The organism is Varibaculum sp. GTC20041 (assembly GCF_055387755.1).
On record NZ_AP041144.1, the window covers coordinates 847,732 to 871,722 of the forward strand.

The following is a 23,991-nucleotide window of genomic DNA, read 5'->3' on the forward strand; positions in this document are numbered from 1 at the left end:
AAGGTGGAACAATGGCTATGAACGCGCATGCCCAAGCGCTCGTCGGGCTCATCACAAGCGCAAACCTTCGGTTCGTCATACCGGTCTACCAACGCCCTTACTCCTGGGATGAGGAGCAGTGCGAGCAGCTCTGGGACGACATCCTCTATGTTGGCAACCGACCGCAGGACAGACATTTCACAGGGTCTGTTGTATGGGTGCAGGACGGCACCTTCTCTGCCTCCGGCATACAACCCATGCTCCTGATCGACGGCCAGCAGCGCATCACCACACTCACGCTTCTCATCGCCGCCCTTGCTGACTATTCACGCAAACATCCCGAGGCGCAGCTGAGATTCTCCCATGCCGAGATCGTGCAGCGAGGATACCTCATGGACGAGTTCAGGCAGGGCGAGGACCGCTACAAACTCACCTTGACTAGGGGCGACAAGAAGACGCTCGAATCCATCGTCGAGAACCTCGTCAACCCAGAGCGTAAGGTTGACGAGGAATCAGCCAAGCTAATCGCCACTTATCAGTTCTTCGCAGATCGCATCGAGGCATTGGAGGATCCCAATGTCGTCTGGGACGGCATACAACGCTTGGACGTCGTCTCAATCTCGCTTGACGCATACCAGGACAACCCGCAGCTCATTTTCGAGTCGATGAACTCGACAGGCAAGGACCTCTCGTCTGCCGACCTCATCCGTAACTTCGTCCTCATGGGGCTCCCCAAGGAGAAGCAGGACGACCTATATCTCAATCATTGGCGCAACATCGAGCTCACGCTCGGCGCAGACTCCTACGAGGACACCTTCGACGAGTTCCTGCGCAACTATCTGACCGTGCTCTACGCGCCAGAGCCCTTGGTGAAGCGCGACATCTACTTCATCTTCAAGCGGCACGTGAGCGACCGAGGCTACGACAGAGATAACCGCATCGTAGAGCTCCTGCGAGAGATGGAGAGGTTTGCTGAATACTACTCGCGGATCACGCGGGGCACGGAGGCGGATTCCGAGCTGAACCGCGTGCTTGCCGAGCTTCGCAAGCTCGACGTGAGTGTCGTGAATCCGCTGCTTTTGTCACTGTACGACGACTACTACCAAGACGCATTCGGCAAGGATGCTTTCCTACAGATGCTCAAACTGACCGAGAGCTACGTCTTCCGCAGGTCGGTATGCGACGTTCCAACCAACTCCTTGAACAAGTTCCTCCCTTCCGTTATCGCCAAGCTCAACAAGGTGCAAGACGGTGGCGGCGACTACGCCGAGGCTTATCAGGCCTTTTTCATGCTGGAGGCTGGGACGGCGCGCAGGTTCCCCGACAACGCGGAGTTCTTCAATTCCCTCACCACACGCGACGCGTACCATTACCGCCGCTCGCTGTACCTGCTCTCCAACCTGGAGAACATGCATCATCCGAAGGACCCCCTCACGCTAGACAACGGGAGCTTCACGATTGAGCACGTCATGCCTCAGAACGCGCTCGCTGCAAGCGGATGGGCAAATGATGTCGAGGACATGGACGAGGAGACCTTCGGCACCTTGCTGAACAACCTTGGAAACCTAACGCTCTCGGCATACAACTCGGAGCTCTCCGACGATTCTTTCAGCGAGAAGAAGGAGCGCTACGTCGGTGGCTACGGTAAGGACTACCTCGTCATATCCGACGCCATGAGAAAGGTAGACAGCTGGGGCGCAGACCAGATCCGGGATCGCGCGAAGGAGCTAGCCCGCGAAGCTGAGAAGAGATGGGGTTACCTGGCTATCGACCCAGACACGGCAAAGCAATATGAGCCTCAAAAGAAGAAAGACGTCGCTGGCAGGTCTGCGATATTTCGCGACATATTCGATGCAGGGCTTGTGACTTCAGGAGCGATGCTCATTCCGAAGAGCGACGGCTACTCGATAAGCGCACGCGTTACCGACACAGGTCAAATCGAGCTTTCGAACGGCGAGACGTTCAAGAGCCCGTCCCTGGCAGCGAAGCGCGCCGTATCGCTTGCTGGAGGCGGAGGGGCTCGTAATGGATGGACGTTCTGGCGCGTCGGAGAGGGCGGCCCCATGCTCGATGAACTCAGGTCCGAGTATCTGCTCAGCAAAGGTGAAAGCGTCACATCAGATGTGAAGAGCTTCCGTGTGGCCTTCTGGGACGGATTCTACAACCACTGCTCCAACAGCGAGGCTTTCACGAGCTGCTTCAACGACCCGAGCAATCGCGCAGACAACGTGGACGCCTGGGCATCATTCGGAATAGGGACGCCCAACATGCACATCTCTGCGCTCCTTAGCACTTGGGATGCGAGCTATGGCGTGGAGCTGTGGTTAGACAATCTCGAGGCTTATGAGAAGGTGCTCCCGCTGAAGGAGCAGTTCAATCAGCTTTGGATAGAAGAAACAGGCACGGCTCCGGATTGGGATGCACACGACGAAGACAAGAAATCACGACACGTCGTGATACGTCGTAGCGCGGACTTCGACAACGAGGATTGGTCAGAGTGCTACCAGTGGATGATGGACTGGTTCTTCAGAATCAGAGACTTGGCATTGGCGGCAAGCGCATAACATGACGACGAAGCGGAGGGGTTGCTCGACAAACTCATTCAAGGTCAAGGCAACGAGCACTAGTGGACTGGGGAGCAAATGGCAAAGACTGAACATGGCGTTGACGTTGAGAAAGTTCCTGTTTGGTATTTAGAGAAAGCCATCAACGGGATGATGCCGGGCTTGCAGATGTTCGTACGCGATGTCGATATGGGCTCGGTACTGGCAGATAAATACATGCCTGGCATGATTATCTGTGAGCAAGCCTTCACTGATGCAACTTGCAGGGTTGGAGGGCTGGCGAAAGCGCACAGAATCAGCATCCTATCGGACCACATGGTGAACTTCAGCGACGTTGTTCAAGACAATGAGGAAGCCTCGCGATGGGGCTATGCATCGCGCAGTCGAACTCACATTTCAAGGTACTGGATCGCTTCAAAGCTGATGGAAAAGAGCAGATACTGCTTCTGCATCTACCCGACAACGAGGACTGGCACCTGTTCGAGGGTGCTACGCTAAGCATCGAACACGATCTGATCGATGGCTCGCGAGAGCGTTTCCTCGCCAAATATAAGACAGATCCTATCCCTGAAGTGAATACCGAGGCATGGTATGCGCGCTTGTCGTTTCCCCTTGGATTCGACGACGAGCTTAGGCCGTGACCTCTGGAGCGACCGATCGAAGAGCGTCTAAAGACCATTGACCACCAGAGTTTTAGGAGTCTGGTTGGATCTGTAAGCTATATCGAAGACGCAATGAGGATTATGAAATGCGATGATTTCGATCCTCGTCACCCCGAAGCGATTGTCTATGGCTACATCGACGATGAGGCAGGGCTCAGTTTCCAGATGCTTTGTGCTGCTCGTGTCACAGATAGCGGCACCATCGAGACCACGGACGGGTATACCGATCGAATGGGGATCTTCCGTCGAGGAGCGGTTAAAGACAGGCGGAGTTGCCAACTTGTGAGCGAAACCCTTTCGGACTATGCAGAGCGTATCACCTCCCTCGAAGAGAACTACAAGTCTAGCGAAGGAACAATTGAGACACGCAAGTTCGCGTTTCTCGATCAGCTACGCAACCCGGATTACCCCGATGATATCCAAGCTGTCCTTGTGACGGAGAACGAGGTCAACGGTTGGGAGCTTGTTTCGACTTCTCGATGAGTGCTTTCATGATAACCTCCTGATTGTTTTAGGCTTGGCCCTTTGCCCTGCCTTGTGGCACGAAGGGCGCACGGGTCCGCGTGCTTTGCAAGGGAGAAAGCGAAGCGGCAAATCGAATCGGAATATCCGCCGCGCTAGTTTTCGCATTTGTTTTCACGAGGTCGAGGAAATGCCTTCCCGTGAAAAGAAATGGGGAAAGTATCGCGACCCTTGCGAAGATAGAGCGGTTCCGTGCGAGCGTGCGTGCATAAGGCGGGGAAGGGCGAGCCATGCGGGAGGGCTTCTTGAGGACGACGGTCGAACAGTATGCGGCCCTCCAGCAAGCCGAGCGGGTGAATCCCGATGCATCCATGGTTCGACGTGGGGCGTAGGTCCCATCGTGGCGAGCAACGTCCTGGGCTCAGCGCTGTCCCGGATCCCGCGCGTGGCCAAGCGAGCAAAGGAAGCTCGCGTTCGCCATGGAGCTTCCAAGAGAACTGTGAGCACGCCGCCTATTTGCCGCGACTGCCCTGTACGAAAATGTACGATAATGGTCGATGCGGCAAGGTGACGAAGGAACGAACGCGCATGGCGACTGTCGGCGAGAACATAAGGAGATACCGGAAGGCCCGGGGGCTAAGCATCGTGAGGCTTGCCGAGAAGGTCGGCATGACCGAAGGTGCAATCCGCCACTACGAAAGCGGAATACGAACGCCTGGCGAGGCGCAGCTGAGAAAGATCGCGCAGGCCCTCGATGTTTCCCCGAAGATGCTCGAAGACCACAAGATCACGAGCGCGAGGGATCTGGTGGGGGCGCTGCTCCAACTCGAAGACGAGTTCGCTCTCGTCCCCGACGAAGACGGCAGCGGGCTTCGGATAGACCCGAGGGCGGCACGCGCCCCGAAGGCCTCCATCGCGATAAAGGCCTGGGGCGATATGCGGCAGCGTTTCATCGCAGGTGAGATCACCCAAGAGGAATACGACGCCTGGAAGAGCAACTTCTAGGCGGCCGAAAAAACAGCGAGTGTTGGGATTGCTAGGGCCGAAGTTCTAAACGAACAAATTTTGCAAATTCTGATTACGGACATGGCTTTCCTGCTGCTGTTACGGGCATTTCGTAAACACCATGGTCCCCCATGTGTTAGACTACAAAACCGGGTAATAAACTGGGTAATAAATCGGGTAATAAACAAGCGAGGACGCAATGAAAACGAGTGGTCTGTCCACCTTGGTAAACGACCTCAGGAAACATGGGGCTGAGCAAGAATGGCTTGAGTTCAAAGAAAATTGGTTCGAGGCGAGGCCCCTTGGCGAATATATCTCGGCACTAGCCAACAGCGCTGCCTACATGGACAGGGAATTCGCATACCTCATTTGGGGCGTCAGCGACGATACACATGAGATCGTGGGCACGACGTTTGATCCAAGCCGGAGTGTTAAAGGCGAGCCGTTGAAGCACTACTTGGCGCGACAGATTAGCCCTGATCTTGACTTCCGTTTCGAGGAGACTGCCATTGACGGCAAAAGGGTCGTGGTTCTCTTTATCCCGGCTGCCAAGACTGCGCCAATATCATTCAGGGACGAGCGGTTCATCAGGATCGGGTCAAGTAAGGAGAGGCTGCGCAAGTACCCGGAAAAGGAGTCCTCGCTCTTCTCTGTCCTACGCAATGGCATTCCGACCATAGAGAACACCGAGAGCGAATACCAGGATCTGACCTTTGAGAAACTCCAAATATATTATGGAGCAAAAGGGGTCGAGCTGAATGCGGAACAGTTCAGGAAGAACCTGGGGCTATACACTCCGGATGGTAAATACAATCTCATGGCCCGGCTTCTGTCGGACAACTCTCGCATGCCGATGAGGGTCGCCATCTTCTCCGGGCCAAGCAAGGCCGACAACATGTACTCTGTCAGGGAGTTCGGGCACACGTGCCTCCTGTACACGCTTGACGAGGTGCTAAGATACGGCGACGTGCTGAACATAATCCAGGCAGACGAGGCAGACCGCGTGGTCGAGCGGCGCGACGTTCCCCTGTTCGACGACGATGCCTTTCGCGAGGCGATTATCAACGCATTCCTGCATAACAGGTGGGTGGACGGCGACGAACCCATGGTCAGCGTCTACTCGGACCGCATAGAGATTCTGTCACGCGGATCGCTCCCGAGCGCCCAGACGCTCGAAGGGTTCTTCCTGGGAGAATCCATCCCCGTCAACAGGAAGCTGTCCGAGATCTTCCTGCAACTGCATATAAGCGAGAAAACGGGAAGGGGCGTACCGCGAATCGTCGAGAGGTATGGCAGAGAGGCCTTCGAATTCAGGGAGAACTCCATTGTCGTGAGAATCCCGTTCAACTGGATTAACGTCATGGGTGATAAAGCGGGTGATAAAGTGGGCGACAAACCCAGTAGCGGGGTCAACCCGAACCCCACGCAAAGAAGGATCTTGGAGGAGATACGCAACAATCCCAACATCACAAAAGAACAGATCAAGGCTAAGATCGACAAGAGCAAGACCACCGTCGATGAGGGGATACGCTATCTGCGGGAGAACAACTTTATAAGACGCGTGGGGTCCAACAAATCAGGATACTGGCAGGTGCTGGAAGACGAGTAGCCGTATACTGCCGGCAATAGCGCATATGAAAGGCAATTGACAGCATGATGTGATTCTGCAACTTAAATCGTACGTGAAAAACCCTCAGGTTTTGTAAGGGTCGGTCCTGCTGGGACTGGCCCTAGTTTTATCTAGAGCCTTTCTACGATGCCCCATCAGGCACACCCCCTTCCGACCTGCATGAACGCGGGGTTAAGTAACATTTTGGGGCTAATGCCCGAATTATGTGTCTTTTGCCGGGCGTGTTGGGGTGGTTTAGTGGCCTGCCCAGCCTTTGCGGATGTGTAGGGATCCGTCTTGGTATTTGGGGTTGTAGTCGATGGCGTTGTCTGAAGCGTACTGGGTTTTGTTCCTACTCGTTTTTGAGAGGATTAGGGATATGTCTAAGAGGTATTCTCAGGAGTTTAAGGGTCGGGCGGTGCGGTTGCTTTCTGATCGGTTGGCTGCTGATCGTTCGTGTTCGCAGTGGAGGGCGGTTAATGAGATAGCTCCGAAGCTGGGGATCGCAAACGAGTCACTGCGCCGCTGGTATGAGCGGCATCTTGTGAACACGGGTGAGCGGCAGGGGCTCACGCGTGAAGAGCGTGAGGAAATCAAACGGCTCAAACGCGAGAATGCGGAGCTGCGTAGGGCGAATGAGATTTTGAAAACTGCTTCGGCTTTTTTCGCAGCGGAGCTCGACCGTCCGGCCCGATGATGATTGCCGATATTGACGAATATAGGGGTCGTTTCGGGGTCGAGCCGATTTGCCGGACACTGAGGGCTAGCTTGGAAGGAGGGTTTATTACCTCTTGCGGCTACCGGCTAGCGAAGAGTAGACCAGCAAGCGCCAGAAGCATTCGTGATCGCATTCTTGCTGAAGAACTAGGCGAGATTCACGCACACAATTTTGGCGTCTATGGTATTCGCAAGATGTGGCACGCAGCCAGGCGCGCGGGCTGGGATATTGGTCGTGACCAGGTCGCTCGACTCATGAAAATCGCTGGGATTGCTGGTGTTCGCCGGGGACGCACAGCAATAACAACCAGACCCGCTCAAGTACCAGATTCTCGCCCGGATTTGGTGAATCGGCAGTTCACGGCCAGTAGGCCCAACGAAGTGTGGGTTGGTGATATCACGTATGTTCGAACCCTATCCGGGTTCGTGTATACAGCGTTCGTAACCGATGTTTATAGCCGAAAGATCCTAGGCTGGGCGACGCGATCCTCAATGAAAACCGAGGCTCTACCGCTGGAGGCGCTCGAGCAAGCCATCCAGGCAGCGAAACAAACTCTCGTGAATCTTACGCATCACTTAGATCATGGCTCGCAGTACACGAGTATTGCCTGTAGCGAGAAACTGGCTTATTACGGGATCAAGCCCTCCACGGGGAGGGTGGGTGATTCCTACGATAACGCGCTAGCCGAGGCTATCAACGGCCTATACAAGGCTGAGTTGATCTACTCCCACCCCTGGGCATCACTGACAGAGGTTGAGTTCGCCACCATGAACTGGGTCCACTGGTGGAACAATGAGCGCCTGCACGAAGCGCTCGGATACCGCACTCCAGCCGACATCATCGATATGTATAATCAAACTCGGGTCAGCGAGCTGACCCCCGTATAAGAAGCGGAACAAAACCCAGTACGCTTCAGGGACGCTTCAAAATGCTTTGATAGGGGCTTGAAAATACGAGCTGGCTGAGACTATAGCGATAGGTTAATATGGCAAATAATCTGGCATGGGGTCAGTTGGCGAAACTGGGAAAATGTCACCAAGTTCAGAGGCCAAAGCTGTAGCCAGTGTGTGTTCGCACGAAACGTAAAGTCGATCTCCGTAGATTGGTTGAGTCACCACACAGGAAACCGAGTCATCAAAAAGTATTGAAGGTAAATGTTCTTGCAATAAAGCTCCCAATTGCCCTGTCGGAAGCTGAATCATGGAATATGGTTCGGGTCTGAGGAATGAAGATTCTTCTGGACCGATAATATTTGCTCGACATTGCTGTTCAGCATATCCGACCCAAAAAATTCCAGTCCAAGAAGAACTTTCAGAAAAATTGGATAATACAGCTGCTAGCTTAGAGGCATATTCTCTATCAGGAATCTCTCCTTCTGGATAGTAAATACCTTCAACACCACAATTTTGGAATGTTTTTCGAGTCATGCAATGACTAGGGACAGAAATATTGTGTTTAGAGGCTAGCGCGGTCCAAGTGGTCTCTCCATGGTCGGTTGCTAGGGGCAATAAGAGAACTATTCGTTCACTAAACCCGTTAAAAACTAGATCTGAAACTAGTCCGGGGCTATGCTCATTTACTCTGGATGCCAGTTTTGGGTTAATTTTCTGTAAAAATAAACGCGTAGTTTGCATAATTGACAGGATTCCCTTCAGTAGTGCGATCTCAACCATTAGCATAACCAAGCTAGCCGCCCCACTGATGTGCCTTAAACAGACATTGAATACAAGAACTTTCCTGGTAAACAGGGGTTAGGTGGTCTGAGTTCTTGTCAAATCCGACGTCTAAGTCTCCACTTAGAGATCGGATTTGATAAGTACCCTTTTGCGTTAGCGAGTATCGCTTAGGGTCTAAATCTCGGCGTGCATTTGGCGAGTTCGCGGTCGCCCCAGTTAGACGCTGATTCTAAGGCAAAAGATCCCCTCGAATGGCGTGGGCTAGGTGACGTGGAACAGGTCTACAGGTCGCCGCTGACTGTGTGTCCGATGCGCTTCGATATATCCGATTCAAGCTTTTTCGCTCCCTCTTTGCCTCTGAATTTGATCAGTAGCGCGTGAAAATGCTTGGAGTCAACGGTTTTAAGAAAGTTAAGTGTTTGAATCACGGCAAGCTCAACTTCATTCCTAGACAGAGCACCGCCCTGTCGATTCAAGTCGATATGAGACAAGTTGTTAACGATTTTCGACAAGGCAGGCGAAATCTGAATTTTGTTCTGGGCGGTAATAGTATCGATGCGGGAGCCAAAGTTATCGCTGTTGGGTGCCCGGAACTCAGTGAACCCCTCTAGCACCTTTCGGCAGAAATTCCCGGTTCCTAATTCTGGTGGCGCGCCTTCTTGCATTTTCTCAAAAGCTTTCAGCAACATATAAAATGAAAGCCAGTAGTCGTTAGTCAGGCCCACAGCCTCGTTATCCCACTGTCGGCAACGCGTGGATTGCTCCGCGCAATTAAAGGTATCCTTGTAAACCTCGTAGAATATAGCCGTTGGCTCCTTTTCAGCTTTCTTGGGAACAGCCTTGTTGGCAAGACGAGATTGTAATATCTTCATATAAGTGTGACTGTGCGTGAAGTAAACCAGCGAAGCAGGTTTTGGGTTCCGGAAGTGATTGGAGATGAATCGGTCGACTGAAAAAAGTCTTGCTTCGTCTAGCTCTGACCCCAAGTCATCGAAGAGCACCACGCTATTTTTCAGTGATTGTTTACGATCCTCCGCCAGAAACTCGGCACAGAAGTAGAGCAATGAAACCAACTTCTTCTCCCCTTCCGACATACTTTGGGCTTTCTCACCTCGGCGAGTAATTCGATATCCCTCCCCAGTACTTCCTTCGGAGACACGCAAATCTTGGTTACCCATGATCATGCACAAGCTTTCATCAAGAAATTCAGCAGTAGCAGCGGTAGTCGAAACTTGTCCCTTTAGGTCGTCGAGGTGTTTCTTGATATCTTTTTCTGCTTTATCCGCCTTTTGTTTCGCATCAGTGGCATCTTCATATGCCTTCTTGGCTACGCTCCAACCCGATCCGTCTACGGCGCAGCAGTGCTTCTTCAGAAGCGAAATCGCAGATTCTCTATTGGCGGTGTGCTTGGTTATCTTACCTATTGCCTCAGCATGGGTATCCTTAAGGTTCGTGTACTTTTTTTGAAGCTCAGAAAAATGGATATCCGGCTTCTTTCCTTTAATCGAGTCATGTGGGTTTTTCACGCGCTCATCAAGCAACTTCTTTGAACGGTTTAATTCATCCAACACCCGCCGCGTTTCAAGGAGGACATCGTTTTGCATCATGGATAAATTAGCGCTGTAAATTGAGGTATCGAGGTCAATCGCTTCTAAGACTATCCGAAAGTGCTCTAGAGCAGAAATAGACTCCTGGCATTTCGCTAGTTGGTTTTTAACCAAAACGGGCACTTCCGCTTCAGCAGAGCGAATGCCATCTTCAAGGCTTCTTAGCCGCTGTTCCGACACAACCCCGCCGCAAAACTGGCATGAGTCTCCGGCCTTATGCTTATTCAAGCCTTCACGAACCCAATCGTTGATAACTATGGCCAGCGTCTGAGTAGTTGACAATTCTTCAGTAGTCTGCTGCCAGAGTTCATCGGAAAAGACCCAGCCGTTCGGGAGAACTGGCAAAGTAGGAAGGAGGCTAGGATTATCCGAGTTTGCTATACGGATGTTATCTTGAACCTCATCTGGGGATAAAATCGTGTTCTCTTCTGTATCAAGCAAGGCACGTATATGCGGTCTCTGAAAAAGTCGCCCATCTAGACTTGAGCAATCTTTTTTGAGGTTTTCTCGAACACCGTTCGCAACGCCGTCAACGATATTATCTAGGATCTTTTTGGTATCATCTTCTTGCTGTCGTTTTGCCTCAACATCGTTTCTAGCTGATTCCCACGCTGCTTCGGCTGTTCTAATCTTTTCTTCTAGGTCACTCGCCCCATCACCCAAAGTGATGGTAGTCACACCTGGGGCGGAACCTCCTTCAATAAAGTCTCCAACTCTATCTTTTCGCCATTGATGATCAAAAGCGTAGATACGAATCGGCTCACTCAAGCCTGCTTCCTGTACGTTGAAAGTGGCTCGACTCAGCGCTTCACACACAGTCGTCTTCCCACTACCGTTAATTCCGAAGAATACTGAATCGTTCAGTAGCTTTATTCCCTTTAGCGAGTCCTTTGCAACATTCCGCAAAGATTCATTAGCTTCAACCTGAATCATGTCAAATCTCCATAAACTGTTTGACCAAACTTAGAGTGGCTAAATTCTTGGGCTTGAAGAATTCGAGCGATTGCTATCATAAATATCTTCACTCTATCCTTGGGGCGGTGAGTAGTGGCGAGTAGACGCGTTTAGCAGAAGTCTAATGGAAACCGCAAGTCAGTAAGCCCCGATTTCATAAAGTAGCGTATAGAAAGGGTTGCCGAACCACGCTTGCCACCTATTGCGGGGGACTAAGGTCATGGGAAGTGTCGTTTTATTAGCAGGTCGGTCTGTGCATATTTTCTTCTGACGTCTTCGAAGTTCTCTCGGCCACTCTAGCCAGAATCTAATAAGCGTGTTCATGACCGTTCATAAGAGCACAGGAGAGAAGGTGCTAACTCTAACCGGATAATCTCAGACACTCATGCGTCCCTCGCCTTGAACTAATCAACGCAAACGCGGAACCAAACCCCTGTCGCCAGCTTCCACGCACCATAGGAGAATGGAACCGCTTTGGCCAGACTGTCTGGCTACTTCATAGGAGAGACGCAAGCGTCCTAAAAACCAGCAAAATCCCTGTTCAACGGCCGATTTGCGACAATCTTGCCTTATTAAATGCGAGGTCTTTGGCTCCACTTGAGCACCGGATTTGATAAGTACCCTTTTGCGTTAGCGAGTATCGCTTAGGGGGCGAAAAATCGCTTGCGTTAGCGGGTTTAGACTTTGCATTACCTAACATCTTGTTTTCCCCTCTCTTTCCGGTAAAGACAGTTATGAAATAATCAGTGAACGAGCACGTATAATTGAAAGGGCGTATATGGGAAAGAGCAATGCGCGAGTGCGTAACTGGTTAATGCTGGTAGCCGTTGGGCTATTATTTGCAGCTATCTGTTTTGCTATTTTCGGGTTCACGCACGTGATTTCACCGGTCACCGCTATCGGAAATGCTGCTGGTTTTCTGATAACTAGCCTGGTTGCAGGTTTTTTCGCGCTGCGTAAATGAGCGATGCGCAAAAGGTAGTGTTCTTGCACGGGTTGGGTGAAACCCGTGATGTTTGGAACCCAGTAATAAAACAGCTGCCACAAACCGAGTGCATATCTCTAGACGTTTTGAGAACGAAACCACCGCTGGCTTGCTGGTCGCTCGAAGACGTATGTACCCAGATTGCTGACTCTCTGACCGAACCAGTTCACTTGGTCGGGTTATCGTTGGGTGCAGTGATTGCTTTAAATATCGCGCTCACCCATCCAGATAAGGTGTCTTCACTGTTTGTTTCAGCTCCGCAAGCTAAACCCCCAAAACTGTTGATGAATCTGCAAAAGACACTAATGCGAGTTCTACCAACAAAATGGGTCTGTCCGCCGCAGCTTAGCAAACCTGAGCTGGTGGGCGTGCTCGATAGTTTGAAAGATTTAGACCTTACTTCGCAGCTTCCAGCTTTAGCGATGCCCGTAACTGTGGTTTGCGGCAGCAAAGATAAAGCAAACCTGCCTGCAGCCCGCAAAATCGCCGGTCTTATCCCCACAGCTCACCTAGAAGTGATCCAAGGTGCAGGGCACCAGTGGCACGCCGCCCATCCTCAGCTATTCGCCTGTTATCTCACGAAACATTTAGATCGCTAAACCCCAGCAGGAATAATATCGTCGATAAACCAGATGCGTTTCGGCTGGGCTCTGCCGGTTTCGATACGCCAGCAATCCACCAGGTCCAATAGTTCACCGAATATGGTCAGCTCGATTTGCATGCGGGTCAGTCCCAGGTGGGCGAGCCCGATATAGGTCAGGCGGGTAAAGATTGCCTCGTCACTATCTATTAAGTGTCCTTTTTCTTGGTTTGCCCTTTTGGGTCTGGGGTCTCGGTCATGATTGCTCGCCGGGTGCCGCGTTGGAGTGCCTGGGCGATAGCCTCTCGGTAGTCAGCTAAATCTGCAGGCACAGTTAGTAACTCCACTGCTTCTGCGGTCAGCTCTGGGCGCTTATCGTCTGGATGGGTGAGGTTGTGTATTTGTACGGACTGGTTAGCGAGCAGGGCGATAAGCCAGATTACCTCACCGAGTGACTTATCCATATCTTCGCTAGTTTCCAGGGCTTGACCTAAATGTTCTAGCCCTCCGTAACGTTGAGCTATAAGGCGGGTCGCGCGGGTAGTCAGGACGAGTTCGTATTCTTGACCTGCGATAGTGATTGTCGCGCTTTTCAAAGAGGTACTTGCCGGGCTGGTTTGGGTTTTCGCTGTCATGGCTTACCTGCTGTTCTAGTTGTTTGTCGGTTTAGGGCTGGTTGTAGCGGCAGGCTCATACACCTGGGTGTACCAGCCAGTAATGGTTTCAGGCTTTACGCCGACCGCTCCTTCGGTGACTTCGGCTTTCCATGGATGCTTGCCGGTAGCATCTGGTTTGTTACGCCGCAGGATTGTGCCCTCAATACTCGGGGTAGAGAACGTGATCGAATCAGCTTTGGTTGCCAGCGTGGTTCCCGGCAGAGCAAATTTGACGCGGTAAAGCCAAAAATACTGGTACTTCCCGTTAGAGTGTGCAGCTCTAAAACCAATAGCCACGGGTGCGCCACCATCCTCAGAAGTGCTGATAAGTACCCCGTTGGCGTCCAGTCTCGCACCAGTTAAGGCAGCTGCAGCCTCTGCCCCGAGATCATCAACCCCAAGAGTGAGCGTTCCAGATTTGAATTCCTTGACAATCTCGGATGCCCCGTCATCGGCATACAAAATTGCCTCAGCCACCTCCACAGACAATTCTGCAGATATTGCTTTAGCGAGCGGTTTAGGAACGGCATAGGTTTCCTCACCGCTAGTGGGATCTTCGCTAATGCTCGCGTAGTAGAGCTTGTCTAAACCAATAGTTGCCATGATGTTTCTCCTTTTGGGTAGTAATTTTCGTTAGATGTCATCGAGAGATAGAATTGGGGCATGAGAGAGAAAACGCGACGCTTGACCTATGCAGTGTTCGGGATTTATCTGCTCTTGTTGTTGTGGATGGTGCTGTTCAAATTCGCCACCAGCGTTGACGACATACTGAGCATGCGGCATGCGCGCTACTTAAATCTGATCCCATTTACAGATTCTGCGAATCTTTACGGGTCGAACTTCTTTGATGAGATCGTGGTCAACTTCCTTATTTTCATCCCGTTTGGCTTGTACATGAGGATGTTGTTGAAACGGCGCTCATGGTTAATTCAATTGCTCCCACCGTTTTTAGCAAGCGTGGCATTCGAGGTCGTTCAGTACGTTTTCGCTATTGGGGTCAGCGATATCACCGATGTCATAATGAACACTGCTGGAGCCGCTACTGGCTTAGTAGTTTTTGCTCTGCTAGCCAGATTCTGGCCTGAAAAGAGCGAAAAAGTCATTAACGTCATCGGGTTAGTCCTGGAGATCTTGTTCATCGGATTTTTGACTTTCCTGATCATTGCAAACTCTTAAGGACAGGCTCTAAAACTCGAAACATCGATGGAATAGTGGTGAAAACCGGTATCCGCCTCGTATCCGATATAGCGGATTCCTGGGAGAAGCCTGTGTACTGTGAAGGGCGATAGCTAGTTCATTGGTAGTGCAGTATTTGATGTAGTCGTACCAGTTGTTTGGGAAGCTCTGGATATAGTGGATCTTCTTGTATTTATTGGAAAATCGCAGGAAATAGAGGGAGAGGCTGAAAGGCTTTGCTCTTAGCTGGATGCCTTGCGATTTTGGGAAATATTTTATGAGTATTGATGATTTCTCTTGTTCACGGGTTCGTTAGGCGTTTTCGCGAGGCAAGATTGCTATCTCTAAACCGGCGAGTACGACTTCTATGATGATTTCAAAGTATTCCTGACTCATGCGGTCTTCGTTTTTCGGGTTGGCTAGCGGAATTAAGTAGCCCTGGATGATGTCAGCCAGCGTTGTGGAGCAGACAGCTAGGGGCTGAAGTTGGGTAATCATTTGGCCTAGGTCGTGGCGCTGTTCCTGCTTGGTTGGGCTGCGCAAGTTGCGAGCAGTAATGCTCCACAGCATCGTGTTGATGATAATTGAGTATGCGATGTGAATGTACTGGCTAAAACCAGCATCCCGTAGTTTTTCGTAAGCCACCTCCAAGATTGGTATAAACGCGGCGTTCATATGTCCATACATCAGTTTGTCGGTGACTCCGGGGAATTCAAGAAAGACAGGCCTGACATTTTCTGCTAGGGAGATGAACCAATCTTTCCATTCCAGCTGCTCGTCCGGTAGCTCGATGGTGCTAGTGATCTCGCCTATTACAGAAGCGGTAATGGCGTCACGGTTTTGGTAATGGTGGTAGATGACAGAGGGAACTACTCCCAGACGCTGCGCAAGGTCACGAATCGACCATTTTTCTAGACCGCACTCTCGGGTCAGTTCCATTGCGGTGTACATGATCTTTTCCTGCGTCAGCCAGGCGCGTCTACCCGTGTTTACCCGCTTGTCTTTATTCCCCACGAAAACAGCATACCCTCAACCTCGACAATACTAGAACATTGTTCTAGTATTGTTTCAGCTTGATTGGCTGCTCACTTTGGAAAGGATGTTTTAATGTGCGCCACTAATGAACGAAACCAGAAAGTCGAATCAAAAATAACGGGACTGTTTCCCCTGTTTTTGACGGTGTTACTGGCATATATGGGGCAAATGATTCTTAATCCAATTCTGGCTCCGCTATCGCGCGAAATCGGGCTGAAGGAATGGCACATTGGCGCCACCATTTCGTTAGCAGCCATAATGTTTTCTCTTACCTCCACCAGGTGGGGACGGGTCTCATTGCGATGGGGATCTCGGCGTATCCTGCTTATTGGCATGCTTGCCGGAATCCTGGCTCTAAGCGGATTCGCTATGGTGGTGTGGCTAGGATTTAAGGGTCTGCTCACCGGCATAGCGTTGATCATAGGAGTAGTTATAACTAGGGGCGTGCTGTACGGCGGTGCCATCGCATCAGTTTCCCCAGCCGCGCAAACCTACGTTGTGACTCATACCTACAATGAGACGCAACGGGTAAAAGGTCTGGGAGTCTTGGGCGCTGCACAAGGATTCTCGTCTATTCTTGGAGCCTTATTGGGCGGCAGCCTTGCAGCTATAGGAGGTTTCATGATGCCCTTGCTGGTGATGCCTCTGGTCATGCTTTTTGGCGTTGCCGTTTTGCTGCTAACATTCAAACCCACAGGTGGCGAAGAAAAAGTCGCTCAACCGGCAAAAGTTTCCTATTTTGATTCAAGAGTATTCGTGTTCCTGGCTTGCGGTTTCCTAATGTTTACTGCTTTTTCTACCGTGGCTACACTTTTCGGCTTTTTACTGCAGGATGTTTTGAAGCTAGCGGCCGGCGCAACAGCAGGGCTCACCGCTTTGTGCATGTCAATAATGGGTGTGGTGATGATACTGGCGCAGGCCTTGGTGGCTCCAAGGTTAAACTGGGGTGCTAAAAAGCTCTTTAGAAGAGGATTAATAATCGTTCTTCTCGGGTTACTACTCTTGGTTTATCCACTAAATCTTGGACTGTTCATCGTGGCCAGCATCTTGACAGGCTTTGGTCTAGGCCTGGCGATGCCTGGCTACAACACGGCGCCTACTTTGCAAATGAAGCCCGAAGAGCAAGGTGGGCTGGCCGGGTTGATTAATGCTAACAATGGTGCAGCCTATGTAGTGGCACCGATAGCCTCTACCGCACTTTACGGACTCTCTCCGTGGCTACCAATGACATGTTGCGCAGTCCTGATAGCTGCGGCAATTTTGCTGAGTTTTTACCATCCCGAGTTCCGCAAATAATCTCTTTATGATTAGAAGCAAAAACCATAAAAATTCCTGCTAAAGCGGTGTTGACTTTAGCAGAACTATGATGTCTAGTCGCTACGAGGTTCAAACAAACTCAAACGTCTCAAAAACCCCATGCAAACACGGGGTCATTCAGCTCAATCGCTTGTAATGGTGTGTATATTCTTCTTGGGAATGACCCTGAAGCTATTGAGAACACTTGGTGCTATATAGGCAAGACAGAAAACTTTGTTGAGCGCTTACGCGATCATGACAAAAAGAAGCCGCAGTGGGAAAAGGTCGTTATTATCGCTAGCTTGCAACGATCTTTTAACGAGGGACATTGGGGCTATTTAGAAGCCCGTCTGGTTGAAATCGCTAAGAATGCTGAGCGCTGTTCTATGCCTGATAACAGGCAAACCCCTCGGGTTAGGAAGCTTTCTGAAGCGCAACGAGCATCAGCCGAGTCGTTCTTAGATAATGTGAAGCTGATTTTGCCAATCCTGGGAGTCAATGTTTTGCGTTCCCCAGAAAATACTGTGCAACTAGATAACGCTCAGATAGTTTCTTCACCTATTTTTCATCTACATAAGCAAAAAGATGGGATAGATGCCTCGATGCAGCTGATTGATGGCGAGTTTTTCCTTCTCAAGGAATCAATCGTGGTTGCTAGCTGGGAAACGAGTAAAGCCAGAAGTCAGGCAACGGTTAACTCCTATACGGCTAGCGCTAGTCGTCACCAAAAGCTAGTTAGTGATGGTTCAATCCGCATAGAAAATAAGCGGGGCGTGGTCACCCGGGATATTGCTTTTACTTCTCCTTCTGCGGCGGTTGCCATAGCGTTAGCTACTTCTGCCATTGCTAGAGCGGGTTAGGCTGGTGCGAAAATAGCTGTATGAATAAAATCGGAGCTTCGCATTTGCCTGTGTTAGGTGTAGGTCCGATATAGGTTTCGGGTATTTTTATCGTCACGATTGCAGCGAGTCTTGTCCATTTTTTAGGCTGGATCGCAAACGGAACTATCGGAAATAGTTGGGTGCATAACCTCATGATTGCGGCGGGTCTGGTTGTGATGGTAGTTGCGGTAATCGTGTGGGTTTCAGCTGTTTTTGGCTCTCACATGGTCGAAAGCGTTAAAACTGGTCAGCTTATGACTAGCGGGATATACGCTTGGGTTAGGCATCCCGTATATTCTTCCTTCCTGCTATTAAACTGCGGTCTGCTGCTCATACAAGTGAACTGGTGGCTACTAACCCTCCCGTTCATCTATTGGGTGGCGTTGACTGTTTTGATGAAACACACTGAAGAACGCTGGCTTGAAAATGAATTCGGGGATGAATACATCCAATACGCTGCCCACGTTAATCGGATTTTTCCTTGGCCGCCCCAACGCCTCACCAAACCCCGAGAGTCATAAACTGATCCGCTAGCGGGCGGTGCGGCGCAAGCGGCAAACAATGCTGCCGGCGGCCCCTAGCAAGCAAGCTAGAAGCGCGATTTGGCCAACCAAAGTCCCGGTCTGAGGCAAAGTGGAGATCTGGGTTACCTGAGTAGGCTCAGTTTTCTTCACTGGAGCAATTTTAGGGACTGGATGCACAGTGGGGTGCTTACCAGAATGCTCTGTGGGTGTAACGGAAGGCTGGTTTCCAGGTTGGTTATCAGCGCATATGTGGATTTCTTGGTCGGTCATATTCCGCGATTGACTCTCAGTTTTTTCCTTCGCGTTTGCAGTATCTAAAACCCATTCATGTTTATTGCTATCCCATTTATGAGGGGTAGTGGTGATGGTTCTACTTTGGTATACCTTTCGATCGGCACAATTTTTAGCCCCCGGGTGATTGTTATCAGCCCACTTAGAAGTATCAACTTTAGCTTCCGGTTGCTCTGGACAAGCATTAACATTGAGAATTCCTGCGGTAAATTCTAGTGAATATGCTCCGGTTACTGCGTCTTTAAGTTTTAAAGTTCCTTGCTTAATCGCAACCTGTCCCGCCGGGGTATCTGCCCCGTAGTCAGCTCTGAGAGCACCGGTGAGTAAATCTTTGCTATGAGCCGCATCCACCTGGTAATCCAAGACTGGCAGTGGTTCGCCTTGCCAAACCTGTGTCGGAGTTGCCGTTACTTTTACTATTTCATTAGGGCGAATTAGGTAGGTGGCCTTATCTACAATTTTGTCTTTAACCGAATCCAACATGACAGAAACTGTTTGCCCATCACCCGGGGTAGCGTTTAACACCGTGCCATCGTCAACATTACGAATATGGTAAGGGTCGGCTATAAACTTAAACCAGCTAGAAATATTACGCTTTAAAGCAGCGCCTTTGATCCGTACACTCGTGCGCCCCTCAGTAGCGAAAACGTCTGCGACGGTCTCTTCCTCAACCTGGCTAATATCCCAGCCAGATACGTCCAAATTTTCTATGCTGCTGGCTCCGGCAAACATATTGTGCATATTGGTAACTTTGTTGGTCTTCCACTTTGACACATCTGGTTTCGCGGCAGCTGCTGCAGTAAAGACACCTTCCATGTTGGTGACTTGGCTGGTATCCCAATTGGCGACATCCGGGGTGGCAACAGTAGCTCCGTTGAATATGTCGCTCAAGTCGGTGACTTGGCTGGTATCCCAGTTTGATACATCCGGATTAGCTACTTTCGCACCCTGGAACATTCCATTCATTCTGGTGACTTGGCTGGTATTCCACTTTGAAGTATCGGGATTAGCTGCTTTGGTGGCGCCGAACATGCCGCTCATACTGGTCACCTTGCTGGTATCCCAGTTAGAGGTATTCGGGTTCGCCAGCGTCGCCTTATAGAACATATAGCTCATCGTGGTGACTTTGCCGGTATTAATACCAGTATCCGGAAAGTCGATGCTGGCCTTGTCACAGTGGGAAAAAAGGAAGCTGGAATCTTGTGGGAAATCTATGGTGGTGCCCGGATTAGGAATAAATTATATTTCCACCGGCTGCGGTTCGGCTGGCTTGGCGTTGCCATTTGCATCTTTAACAGTTCCGCAGAATCTACTATTGGGCTCATTGTGGGTGGCCGGAGTTTCAGACATCCATTTGGCTCGATCTAGCTGACCATGGCCACTGACGGTCAGGATTTTGGCTGTCGGATCCCAGGAGGCAGTGAGGTTATCTCCTACACTGGTCGTTTCGGTATCTGCTGCATAAGCTACTGCAACTCCTAAAGAAGTTAAGAATAGGTTCGCGGCAGCAGAAATAGTGACCGCAATAAACAGGAGACGAGAAATAGTAGTTTCCCTAAAATTAGATGTATACCTCATGATTTCCCCCAAATCCTTCAGTGAATTCATCAATGCCGAATCAGAAAAATAATTGGCATTAATCTCTAGACTTTTTCCTTAAATATTGAAGTAATAGCCATTGCAACGACCTCTAACCGGAAAATACTTGCAAATAATTCCGGGTATGCTACCTAGCTATTCCGAACTATTGTGCGGATATTTTCCATCCAGAGGCCGCTTGACGCTCATCCCAAAAATCTCGGTAAATCCCCTCGCAATTTACAAGTTCATTGTGGGTACCAACCTGAGCCACTTGCCCCTGATTATCTAGAACCACAATCTGGTCAGCCCGAGTAATCGTGTGGAGTTTATGTGCGATTACCAACATGGTTGATTGGCGACGTAATACTTCGAAAGAGCGCAGCAGATTTGCTTCATTCTCGGCATCCAGAGCGCTGGTAGCTTCATCGAAGAGCACAATCGGAGCATTTTTTAAAATAGCGCGAGCAATCGAAACTCGTTGGCGTTCCCCTCCTGATAACGCGCAGCCACCTTCACCAACGTTTGTATCCCAACCATCGGGAAGGCGGCTAACAATATCGTTGACACCTGCTAGTTCTGCCGCATGTAGTAGAGCCTCTTTGCTCGCATTGGAGTTACCGATGCGGATATTTGCTTCCAAAGTGTCATCGAAAAGATAGACATCTTGGAAAACCATTGAAATCTGGCTCATTAAATCTTCAGTCGTCAGTTCTCTGACATCTCGACCTCCAACGAGTACCGCACCCGAGCTTACGTCCCAAAATCGGCAAATTAAGCGGGCAATAGTGGTTTTACCTGCCCCCGAAGAGCCAACGAGTGCGGTCATAGTGTGGGGCGCAACGGTGAAGCTGACTTTGTTGAGCACCTGTTTATCGTTCCCGTAAGCAAAATCAACCTCTCGAAGCTCAACCTGATGGGGTAGTGGTTGGGGTAGCGAAGTTTCCGGCTCAGGAAGAGGGCGCGCATCTAGTACTTCGTTAATAGTCGCCATTGTCGGTCCAACCGCCAATAACCCGGTTCGACAATCAGAAATCGTGGAAAGGTAATGAGTAATTTCTAGGCTTATCCCAATGACCGCCACCACTGCCAGGGGAGCAAGGCTTCCAGTAAAAGCAAGATGAACACTGGAAATAATCATTACCACGCAAATTGTTTGCGAGGCGATACCGCCGAGGAAATTCCCGATGCATTCTATCCATAGTCGGCGAGTGGATCTGCGGCGATTTTCTGCTAAAGCGGTGGCCATTTGGGGGTAAATCGTCTGGTCACATGCACGGAGCATAGATTGACAGGTAGAAAATTCTACAATCCGATCAGCGAGTTCAGTAGCCGCCGGGGCCGCGTAGGCGCTGGCAGCACTGTCAAGATAGGTTAGTGCCCACATCAGAATCAGGTAACAGATTAGGCATAACGCAAAAATTGACCCCAGGATGGGGTACCACCAGAGCAAACCAGCAAGCAGCGTCAGCAAAGTGACGGTGGCGGCAGACAGTTCCGTGAGCAAGTGGGCACTCAGATTGCCGAGCTCATTGACAGTAGCTGCCCCTAGACGGGACAAGCGCCCGGTAGTATCAGTGGAGAACCATCCCAGGGGCAGTTTTGCCAACTGATTCCCGACGCGGCGATGGACAGAACGCATCACCGAAAACGCGCCTTCGTAGGAGAACCGATCTCGTATGTAGATACTGATCGCTCCGATAATCGCCGTGACGAGCAGGGTTAAGATCCAGGGGTTAGCGTTATTGGCGGTTTCTTCCTGCCTGCTAGCCCAGGTATTTGCGAGCTGAATCAGCGCAAGTAAGCCTACCCCCTGCGCAATGCCGCTGATGATCCGAGCTGCCCAGCTGATACTCCTGCTGTGATTTTGAGAGTTGGCGCTGAGGCGGAAATTTGTTCGAATTATGTCGATAGCTCCCGTTGACTTAGCCATTTCAGTTTCGTCCTCCTTCCGTAAACTCAACATTGGATGCCGACCACAGGCGGCGGTAGAGTTCTATATTTTGTAGCTTCTGGTGATCACCGCAGGCCACCAGCTCTCCTTTATCAAGGAGGACGATTTGATCGACGTTCTTGACTGAATCTGGGCGGTGATCAATAACCAGAACAGTACGTCCGGCCATCAGATGGTTAATAGCTTTTTGGATTTGTGCTTCACATTCCGGATCTACCATGGCTGCTGCCTCATCCAATATGAGTATCGGCGCATCCAATAGTAAGGTTCTGGCGATGGCAATCCGCTGAGCTTGCCCTCCCGATAGCTTCAGATCTTCCCCGACGACGGTGTCATATCCTTTAGGTAGTGCCATGATTTCGTCATGAATCTGTGCCTGGCGAGCAGCGTTAATAATCTCGGCTTCATCTGCATCGTGTCGCCCGATAGAGATGTTGTCGCGAATGGAAGCCCGCAAGAGCTGCGCATCTTGCAAGACGAACCCGAGATGATGGTAGAGGTCGCTTCTACTAAGTTCTTTAAGGTTGACTCCACCGATTAGTACTGTTCCCGTATCGGGATCCAGGAAGCGGGCGGCCAATTTGGCTAGGGTGGTTTTCCCGGCTCCTGATGGCCCCATGAGAGCGGTTACTGTACCGGGCGCACAACGTAAGGAAACATTATCCAAAGCTAGCGTATGGCCATAGCTGAGCGATACATTTTTAAATTCGATGCTTGCGTCTTGGGGTAAATGCAGTGACTGATCCGGGCAGGAGAGGGGCTTTACCCCAAGAAGATCAAGAATCCTTTTGGCCGCGGCACCTGCTAACTGGTAATTCCAAGCAAGCTGGGTTATCAGGTTAATTGAGGAGGGCAGCGCGATGGCAATTAAACAACCGGCAACTACTTCTACCGGACTAACCCAATGTTTGGAGACGAACCAGGGGCCGACAATCCCAAATAAGAGAACTACCAATGGGGTAGAGGTGAGGGCGGCGGTCAGGGAAGCCGCATGCACCATTGGCCGATTCCATTCCTCCATATAGTCACAGGCTTCATTGGCGCTGTGGGCATACTTGCGGTGTGCTTTTCCGGTGATCCCAAAAGTTTTAACCACCTGGATGCCTTTTACGAATTCCACCATTGCGGAGGAAACCTGATCAAGTTTTGCATCAAGTTCTAAGGATTTATCGCTCATTCCTCGCATCATCACTGCGTAGGCAATGATGTAAATCGGCACCGTAACAATTACTAAAAGTCCGAGTCTTAAATCAATAGTGAAGGTATAACCCGCGCAAAATATGGGCACTAGGGTAGCGATCAGCGAATCTACGGGGCGGTGTGCTACTAGCACATGTAGATTCTTTACATCGTCTTGCAGTACTTTACGCACGTGTCCGGAAGTGTTATCGCTAAACCAAGTTAAAGGAGCTTGCCCCAGAAAACGGATAATCTTTTGCTGAATACTTGCGGATAGGCGATTATCTGCAATATGGGTAACCAACAAGCCCACAAAATAGGCGAACAGCCCTCCACAAAATGTTCCGATTAACACCTGTACCCAAAATATGATGACGCTTTGGTTGGGGGATAGGCCATTGCCCAATGAGGTTAGGAGTTCGTTGCCGATCCCCACTAAAGCAACGAAAGGAAAAACTCGCAAAATAGCGGATATAACCGCCATCACTTGACCGACTCGCAGCGCCATTTGCACGGGAGCTAATAGTTCTCGTAATGCGGCTTTACCTTGTTTGCTGGTCAGCTTGATATTTTCCGCTGCATCTTTTTCTGATTCGCTAACTTGGTGATCATTCACTGTG

General features: G+C 50.5%; 22 protein-coding genes. 12 read left to right on the top strand and 10 right to left on the bottom strand.

The window, feature by feature from the left end:
* The first annotated feature begins 11 nt into the window (after positions 1 to 11).
* From ACZ5BI_RS03645 to ACZ5BI_RS03670, 6 genes are all read left to right on the top strand, one after another.
* Positions 12 to 2,543, top strand: coding sequence for a DUF4268 domain-containing protein (locus ACZ5BI_RS03645; RefSeq protein ID WP_277035254.1), 2,532 nt, complete (start codon positions 12 to 14; stop codon positions 2,541 to 2,543).
* A 78-nt stretch (positions 2,544 to 2,621) separates the two neighbouring features.
* Entirely contained in the window at positions 2,622 to 3,041 is a 420-nt protein-coding gene (locus ACZ5BI_RS03650; protein WP_277035256.1) for a hypothetical protein, read from the top strand.
* Positions 3,042 to 3,277: 236 nt separating this feature from the next.
* Positions 3,278 to 3,688, top strand: coding sequence for a hypothetical protein (locus ACZ5BI_RS03655; RefSeq protein WP_277035258.1), 411 nt, complete (start codon positions 3,278 to 3,280; stop codon positions 3,686 to 3,688).
* Positions 3,689 to 4,255: 567 nt separating this feature from the next.
* On the top strand, positions 4,256 to 4,672 hold the full coding sequence (locus ACZ5BI_RS03660; protein WP_316690840.1) for a helix-turn-helix domain-containing protein: 417 nt from the start codon (positions 4,256 to 4,258) through the stop codon (positions 4,670 to 4,672).
* A gap of 199 nt (positions 4,673 to 4,871) precedes the next feature.
* A complete protein-coding gene (locus ACZ5BI_RS03665) occupies positions 4,872 to 6,281 on the top strand; it encodes an RNA-binding domain-containing protein (protein WP_278609550.1) in 1,410 nt (469 codons plus the stop codon).
* 370 nt (positions 6,282 to 6,651) lie between these two features.
* A protein-coding gene (locus ACZ5BI_RS03670; protein ID WP_464896774.1) for an IS3 family transposase occupies positions 6,652 to 7,886 on the top strand; the annotation gives its coding sequence in 2 pieces (ribosomal slippage) (positions 6,652 to 6,940 and positions 6,940 to 7,886; 1,236 coding nt in all).
* 93 nt (positions 7,887 to 7,979) lie between these two features.
* Here ACZ5BI_RS03670 and ACZ5BI_RS03675 read toward each other — a convergent pair.
* Positions 7,980 to 8,672, bottom strand: a complete 693-nt coding sequence (locus tag ACZ5BI_RS03675) for a hypothetical protein (protein WP_278609146.1) — start codon at positions 8,670 to 8,672, stop codon at positions 7,980 to 7,982.
* Between the two features lie 284 nt (positions 8,673 to 8,956).
* Positions 8,957 to 11,215: an AAA family ATPase gene (locus tag ACZ5BI_RS03680; RefSeq protein ID WP_278605623.1), complete on the bottom strand. Its 2,259-nt coding sequence runs from the start codon at positions 11,213 to 11,215 to the stop codon at positions 8,957 to 8,959.
* Between the two features lie 799 nt (positions 11,216 to 12,014).
* Between ACZ5BI_RS03680 and ACZ5BI_RS03685 the strand changes: the two genes are divergently transcribed.
* Both ACZ5BI_RS03685 and ACZ5BI_RS03690 read left to right on the top strand, forming a co-directional pair.
* Positions 12,015 to 12,200, top strand: a complete 186-nt coding sequence (locus ACZ5BI_RS03685; RefSeq protein WP_024059000.1) for a hypothetical protein — start codon at positions 12,015 to 12,017, stop codon at positions 12,198 to 12,200.
* Positions 12,197 to 12,820 carry an alpha/beta fold hydrolase gene (locus tag ACZ5BI_RS03690; protein WP_238128277.1) on the top strand — a complete coding sequence of 208 codons (624 nt, stop codon included), beginning with the start codon at positions 12,197 to 12,199 and terminating at the stop codon, positions 12,818 to 12,820. Before ACZ5BI_RS03685 ends, ACZ5BI_RS03690 begins: the two co-directional genes overlap by 4 nt.
* Here ACZ5BI_RS03690 and ACZ5BI_RS03695 read toward each other — a convergent pair.
* The 3 genes from ACZ5BI_RS03695 to ACZ5BI_RS03705 form a co-directional block, all read right to left on the bottom strand.
* Positions 12,817 to 12,942, bottom strand: a complete 126-nt coding sequence (locus tag ACZ5BI_RS03695) for a hypothetical protein (protein ID WP_024058998.1) — start codon at positions 12,940 to 12,942, stop codon at positions 12,817 to 12,819. The genes ACZ5BI_RS03690 and ACZ5BI_RS03695 overlap by 4 nt on opposite strands.
* Positions 12,943 to 13,010: 68 nt before the next feature.
* Positions 13,011 to 13,436, bottom strand: coding sequence for a polysaccharide deacetylase family protein (locus ACZ5BI_RS03700; RefSeq protein ID WP_024058997.1), 426 nt, complete (start codon positions 13,434 to 13,436; stop codon positions 13,011 to 13,013).
* Positions 13,437 to 13,451: 15 nt separating this feature from the next.
* The gene (locus ACZ5BI_RS03705) at positions 13,452 to 14,060 is read right to left on the bottom strand and encodes a major tail protein (RefSeq protein ID WP_238128278.1); all 609 of its coding nucleotides are present in this window, start codon (positions 14,058 to 14,060) and stop codon (positions 13,452 to 13,454) included.
* A gap of 60 nt (positions 14,061 to 14,120) precedes the next feature.
* Here ACZ5BI_RS03705 and ACZ5BI_RS03710 point away from each other — a divergent pair, with 60 nt between their 5' ends.
* Complete coding sequence (locus ACZ5BI_RS03710; RefSeq protein WP_038109038.1) at positions 14,121 to 14,633, top strand: VanZ family protein; 513 nt, start codon at positions 14,121 to 14,123, stop codon at positions 14,631 to 14,633.
* Positions 14,634 to 14,945: 312 nt separating this feature from the next.
* Here ACZ5BI_RS03710 and ACZ5BI_RS03715 read toward each other — a convergent pair whose 3' ends face one another.
* Entirely contained in the window at positions 14,946 to 15,647 is a 702-nt protein-coding gene (locus ACZ5BI_RS03715; RefSeq protein ID WP_038109036.1) for a TetR/AcrR family transcriptional regulator, read from the bottom strand.
* A 93-nt stretch (positions 15,648 to 15,740) separates the two neighbouring features.
* Between ACZ5BI_RS03715 and ACZ5BI_RS03720 the strand changes: the two genes are divergently transcribed.
* The 3 genes from ACZ5BI_RS03720 (at position 15,741) to ACZ5BI_RS03730 (ending at position 18,366) form a co-directional block, all read left to right on the top strand.
* Positions 15,741 to 16,964 (top strand): MFS transporter, encoded by a 1,224-nt coding sequence (locus ACZ5BI_RS03720; RefSeq protein WP_024058993.1) that lies wholly within the window; start codon positions 15,741 to 15,743, stop codon positions 16,962 to 16,964.
* A gap of 302 nt (positions 16,965 to 17,266) precedes the next feature.
* Entirely contained in the window at positions 17,267 to 17,824 is a 558-nt protein-coding gene (locus ACZ5BI_RS03725; protein ID WP_238128279.1) for a DUF4357 domain-containing protein, read from the top strand.
* Positions 17,825 to 17,985: 161 nt separating this feature from the next.
* Positions 17,986 to 18,366 carry a methyltransferase family protein gene (locus ACZ5BI_RS03730; protein ID WP_024058991.1) on the top strand — a complete coding sequence of 127 codons (381 nt, stop codon included), beginning with the start codon at positions 17,986 to 17,988 and terminating at the stop codon, positions 18,364 to 18,366.
* Positions 18,367 to 18,375: 9 nt separating this feature from the next.
* Here the strand turns inward: ACZ5BI_RS03730 and ACZ5BI_RS03735 are convergent, their stop codons facing one another.
* The 4 genes from ACZ5BI_RS03735 to ACZ5BI_RS03750 all read right to left on the bottom strand — a co-directional run bounded on the left by ACZ5BI_RS03735 (position 18,376) and on the right by ACZ5BI_RS03750 (position 23,987).
* Positions 18,376 to 19,896: a BspA family leucine-rich repeat surface protein gene (locus ACZ5BI_RS03735; RefSeq protein ID WP_316694999.1), complete on the bottom strand. Its 1,521-nt coding sequence runs from the start codon at positions 19,894 to 19,896 to the stop codon at positions 18,376 to 18,378.
* 3 nt (positions 19,897 to 19,899) lie between these two features.
* Positions 19,900 to 20,238, bottom strand: coding sequence for a hypothetical protein (locus ACZ5BI_RS03740; RefSeq protein ID WP_038109034.1), 339 nt, complete (start codon positions 20,236 to 20,238; stop codon positions 19,900 to 19,902).
* Between the two features lie 166 nt (positions 20,239 to 20,404).
* Complete coding sequence (locus ACZ5BI_RS03745; protein ID WP_024058987.1) at positions 20,405 to 22,171, bottom strand: ABC transporter ATP-binding protein; 1,767 nt, start codon at positions 22,169 to 22,171, stop codon at positions 20,405 to 20,407.
* Between the two features lies 1 nt (position 22,172).
* The gene (locus ACZ5BI_RS03750; RefSeq protein WP_464896674.1) at positions 22,173 to 23,987 is read right to left on the bottom strand and encodes an ABC transporter ATP-binding protein; all 1,815 of its coding nucleotides are present in this window, start codon (positions 23,985 to 23,987) and stop codon (positions 22,173 to 22,175) included.
* Positions 23,988 to 23,991 lie beyond the last annotated feature (4 nt).

Bases quoted from the DNA above. Each gene is read 5' to 3' on its own strand.
- ACZ5BI_RS03705 (WP_238128278.1), bottom strand. From the start codon at position 14,060: ATGGCAACTATTGGTTTAGACAAGCTCTACTACGCGAGCATTAGCGAA.
- ACZ5BI_RS03680 (WP_278605623.1), bottom strand. From the start codon at position 11,215: ATGATTCAGGTTGAAGCTAATGAATCTTTGCGGAATGTTGCAAAGGAC.
- ACZ5BI_RS03650 (WP_277035256.1), top strand. From the start codon at position 2,622: ATGGCAAAGACTGAACATGGCGTTGACGTTGAGAAAGTTCCTGTTTGG.
- ACZ5BI_RS03710 (WP_038109038.1), top strand. From the start codon at position 14,121: ATGAGAGAGAAAACGCGACGCTTGACCTATGCAGTGTTCGGGATTTAT.
- ACZ5BI_RS03655 (WP_277035258.1), top strand. From the start codon at position 3,278: ATGAGGATTATGAAATGCGATGATTTCGATCCTCGTCACCCCGAAGCG.
- ACZ5BI_RS03645 (WP_277035254.1), top strand. From the start codon at position 12: ATGGCTATGAACGCGCATGCCCAAGCGCTCGTCGGGCTCATCACAAGC.
- ACZ5BI_RS03685 (WP_024059000.1), top strand. From the start codon at position 12,015: ATGGGAAAGAGCAATGCGCGAGTGCGTAACTGGTTAATGCTGGTAGCC.
- ACZ5BI_RS03690 (WP_238128277.1), top strand. From the start codon at position 12,197: ATGAGCGATGCGCAAAAGGTAGTGTTCTTGCACGGGTTGGGTGAAACC.
- ACZ5BI_RS03675 (WP_278609146.1), bottom strand. From the start codon at position 8,672: ATGGTTGAGATCGCACTACTGAAGGGAATCCTGTCAATTATGCAAACT.
- ACZ5BI_RS03745 (WP_024058987.1), bottom strand. From the start codon at position 22,171: ATGGCTAAGTCAACGGGAGCTATCGACATAATTCGAACAAATTTCCGC.
- ACZ5BI_RS03720 (WP_024058993.1), top strand. From the start codon at position 15,741: ATGTGCGCCACTAATGAACGAAACCAGAAAGTCGAATCAAAAATAACG.
- ACZ5BI_RS03665 (WP_278609550.1), top strand. From the start codon at position 4,872: ATGAAAACGAGTGGTCTGTCCACCTTGGTAAACGACCTCAGGAAACAT.
- ACZ5BI_RS03740 (WP_038109034.1), bottom strand. From the start codon at position 20,238: ATGAGGTATACATCTAATTTTAGGGAAACTACTATTTCTCGTCTCCTG.
- ACZ5BI_RS03660 (WP_316690840.1), top strand. From the start codon at position 4,256: ATGGCGACTGTCGGCGAGAACATAAGGAGATACCGGAAGGCCCGGGGG.
- ACZ5BI_RS03700 (WP_024058997.1), bottom strand. From the start codon at position 13,436: ATGACAGCGAAAACCCAAACCAGCCCGGCAAGTACCTCTTTGAAAAGC.
- ACZ5BI_RS03695 (WP_024058998.1), bottom strand. From the start codon at position 12,942: ATGCAAATCGAGCTGACCATATTCGGTGAACTATTGGACCTGGTGGAT.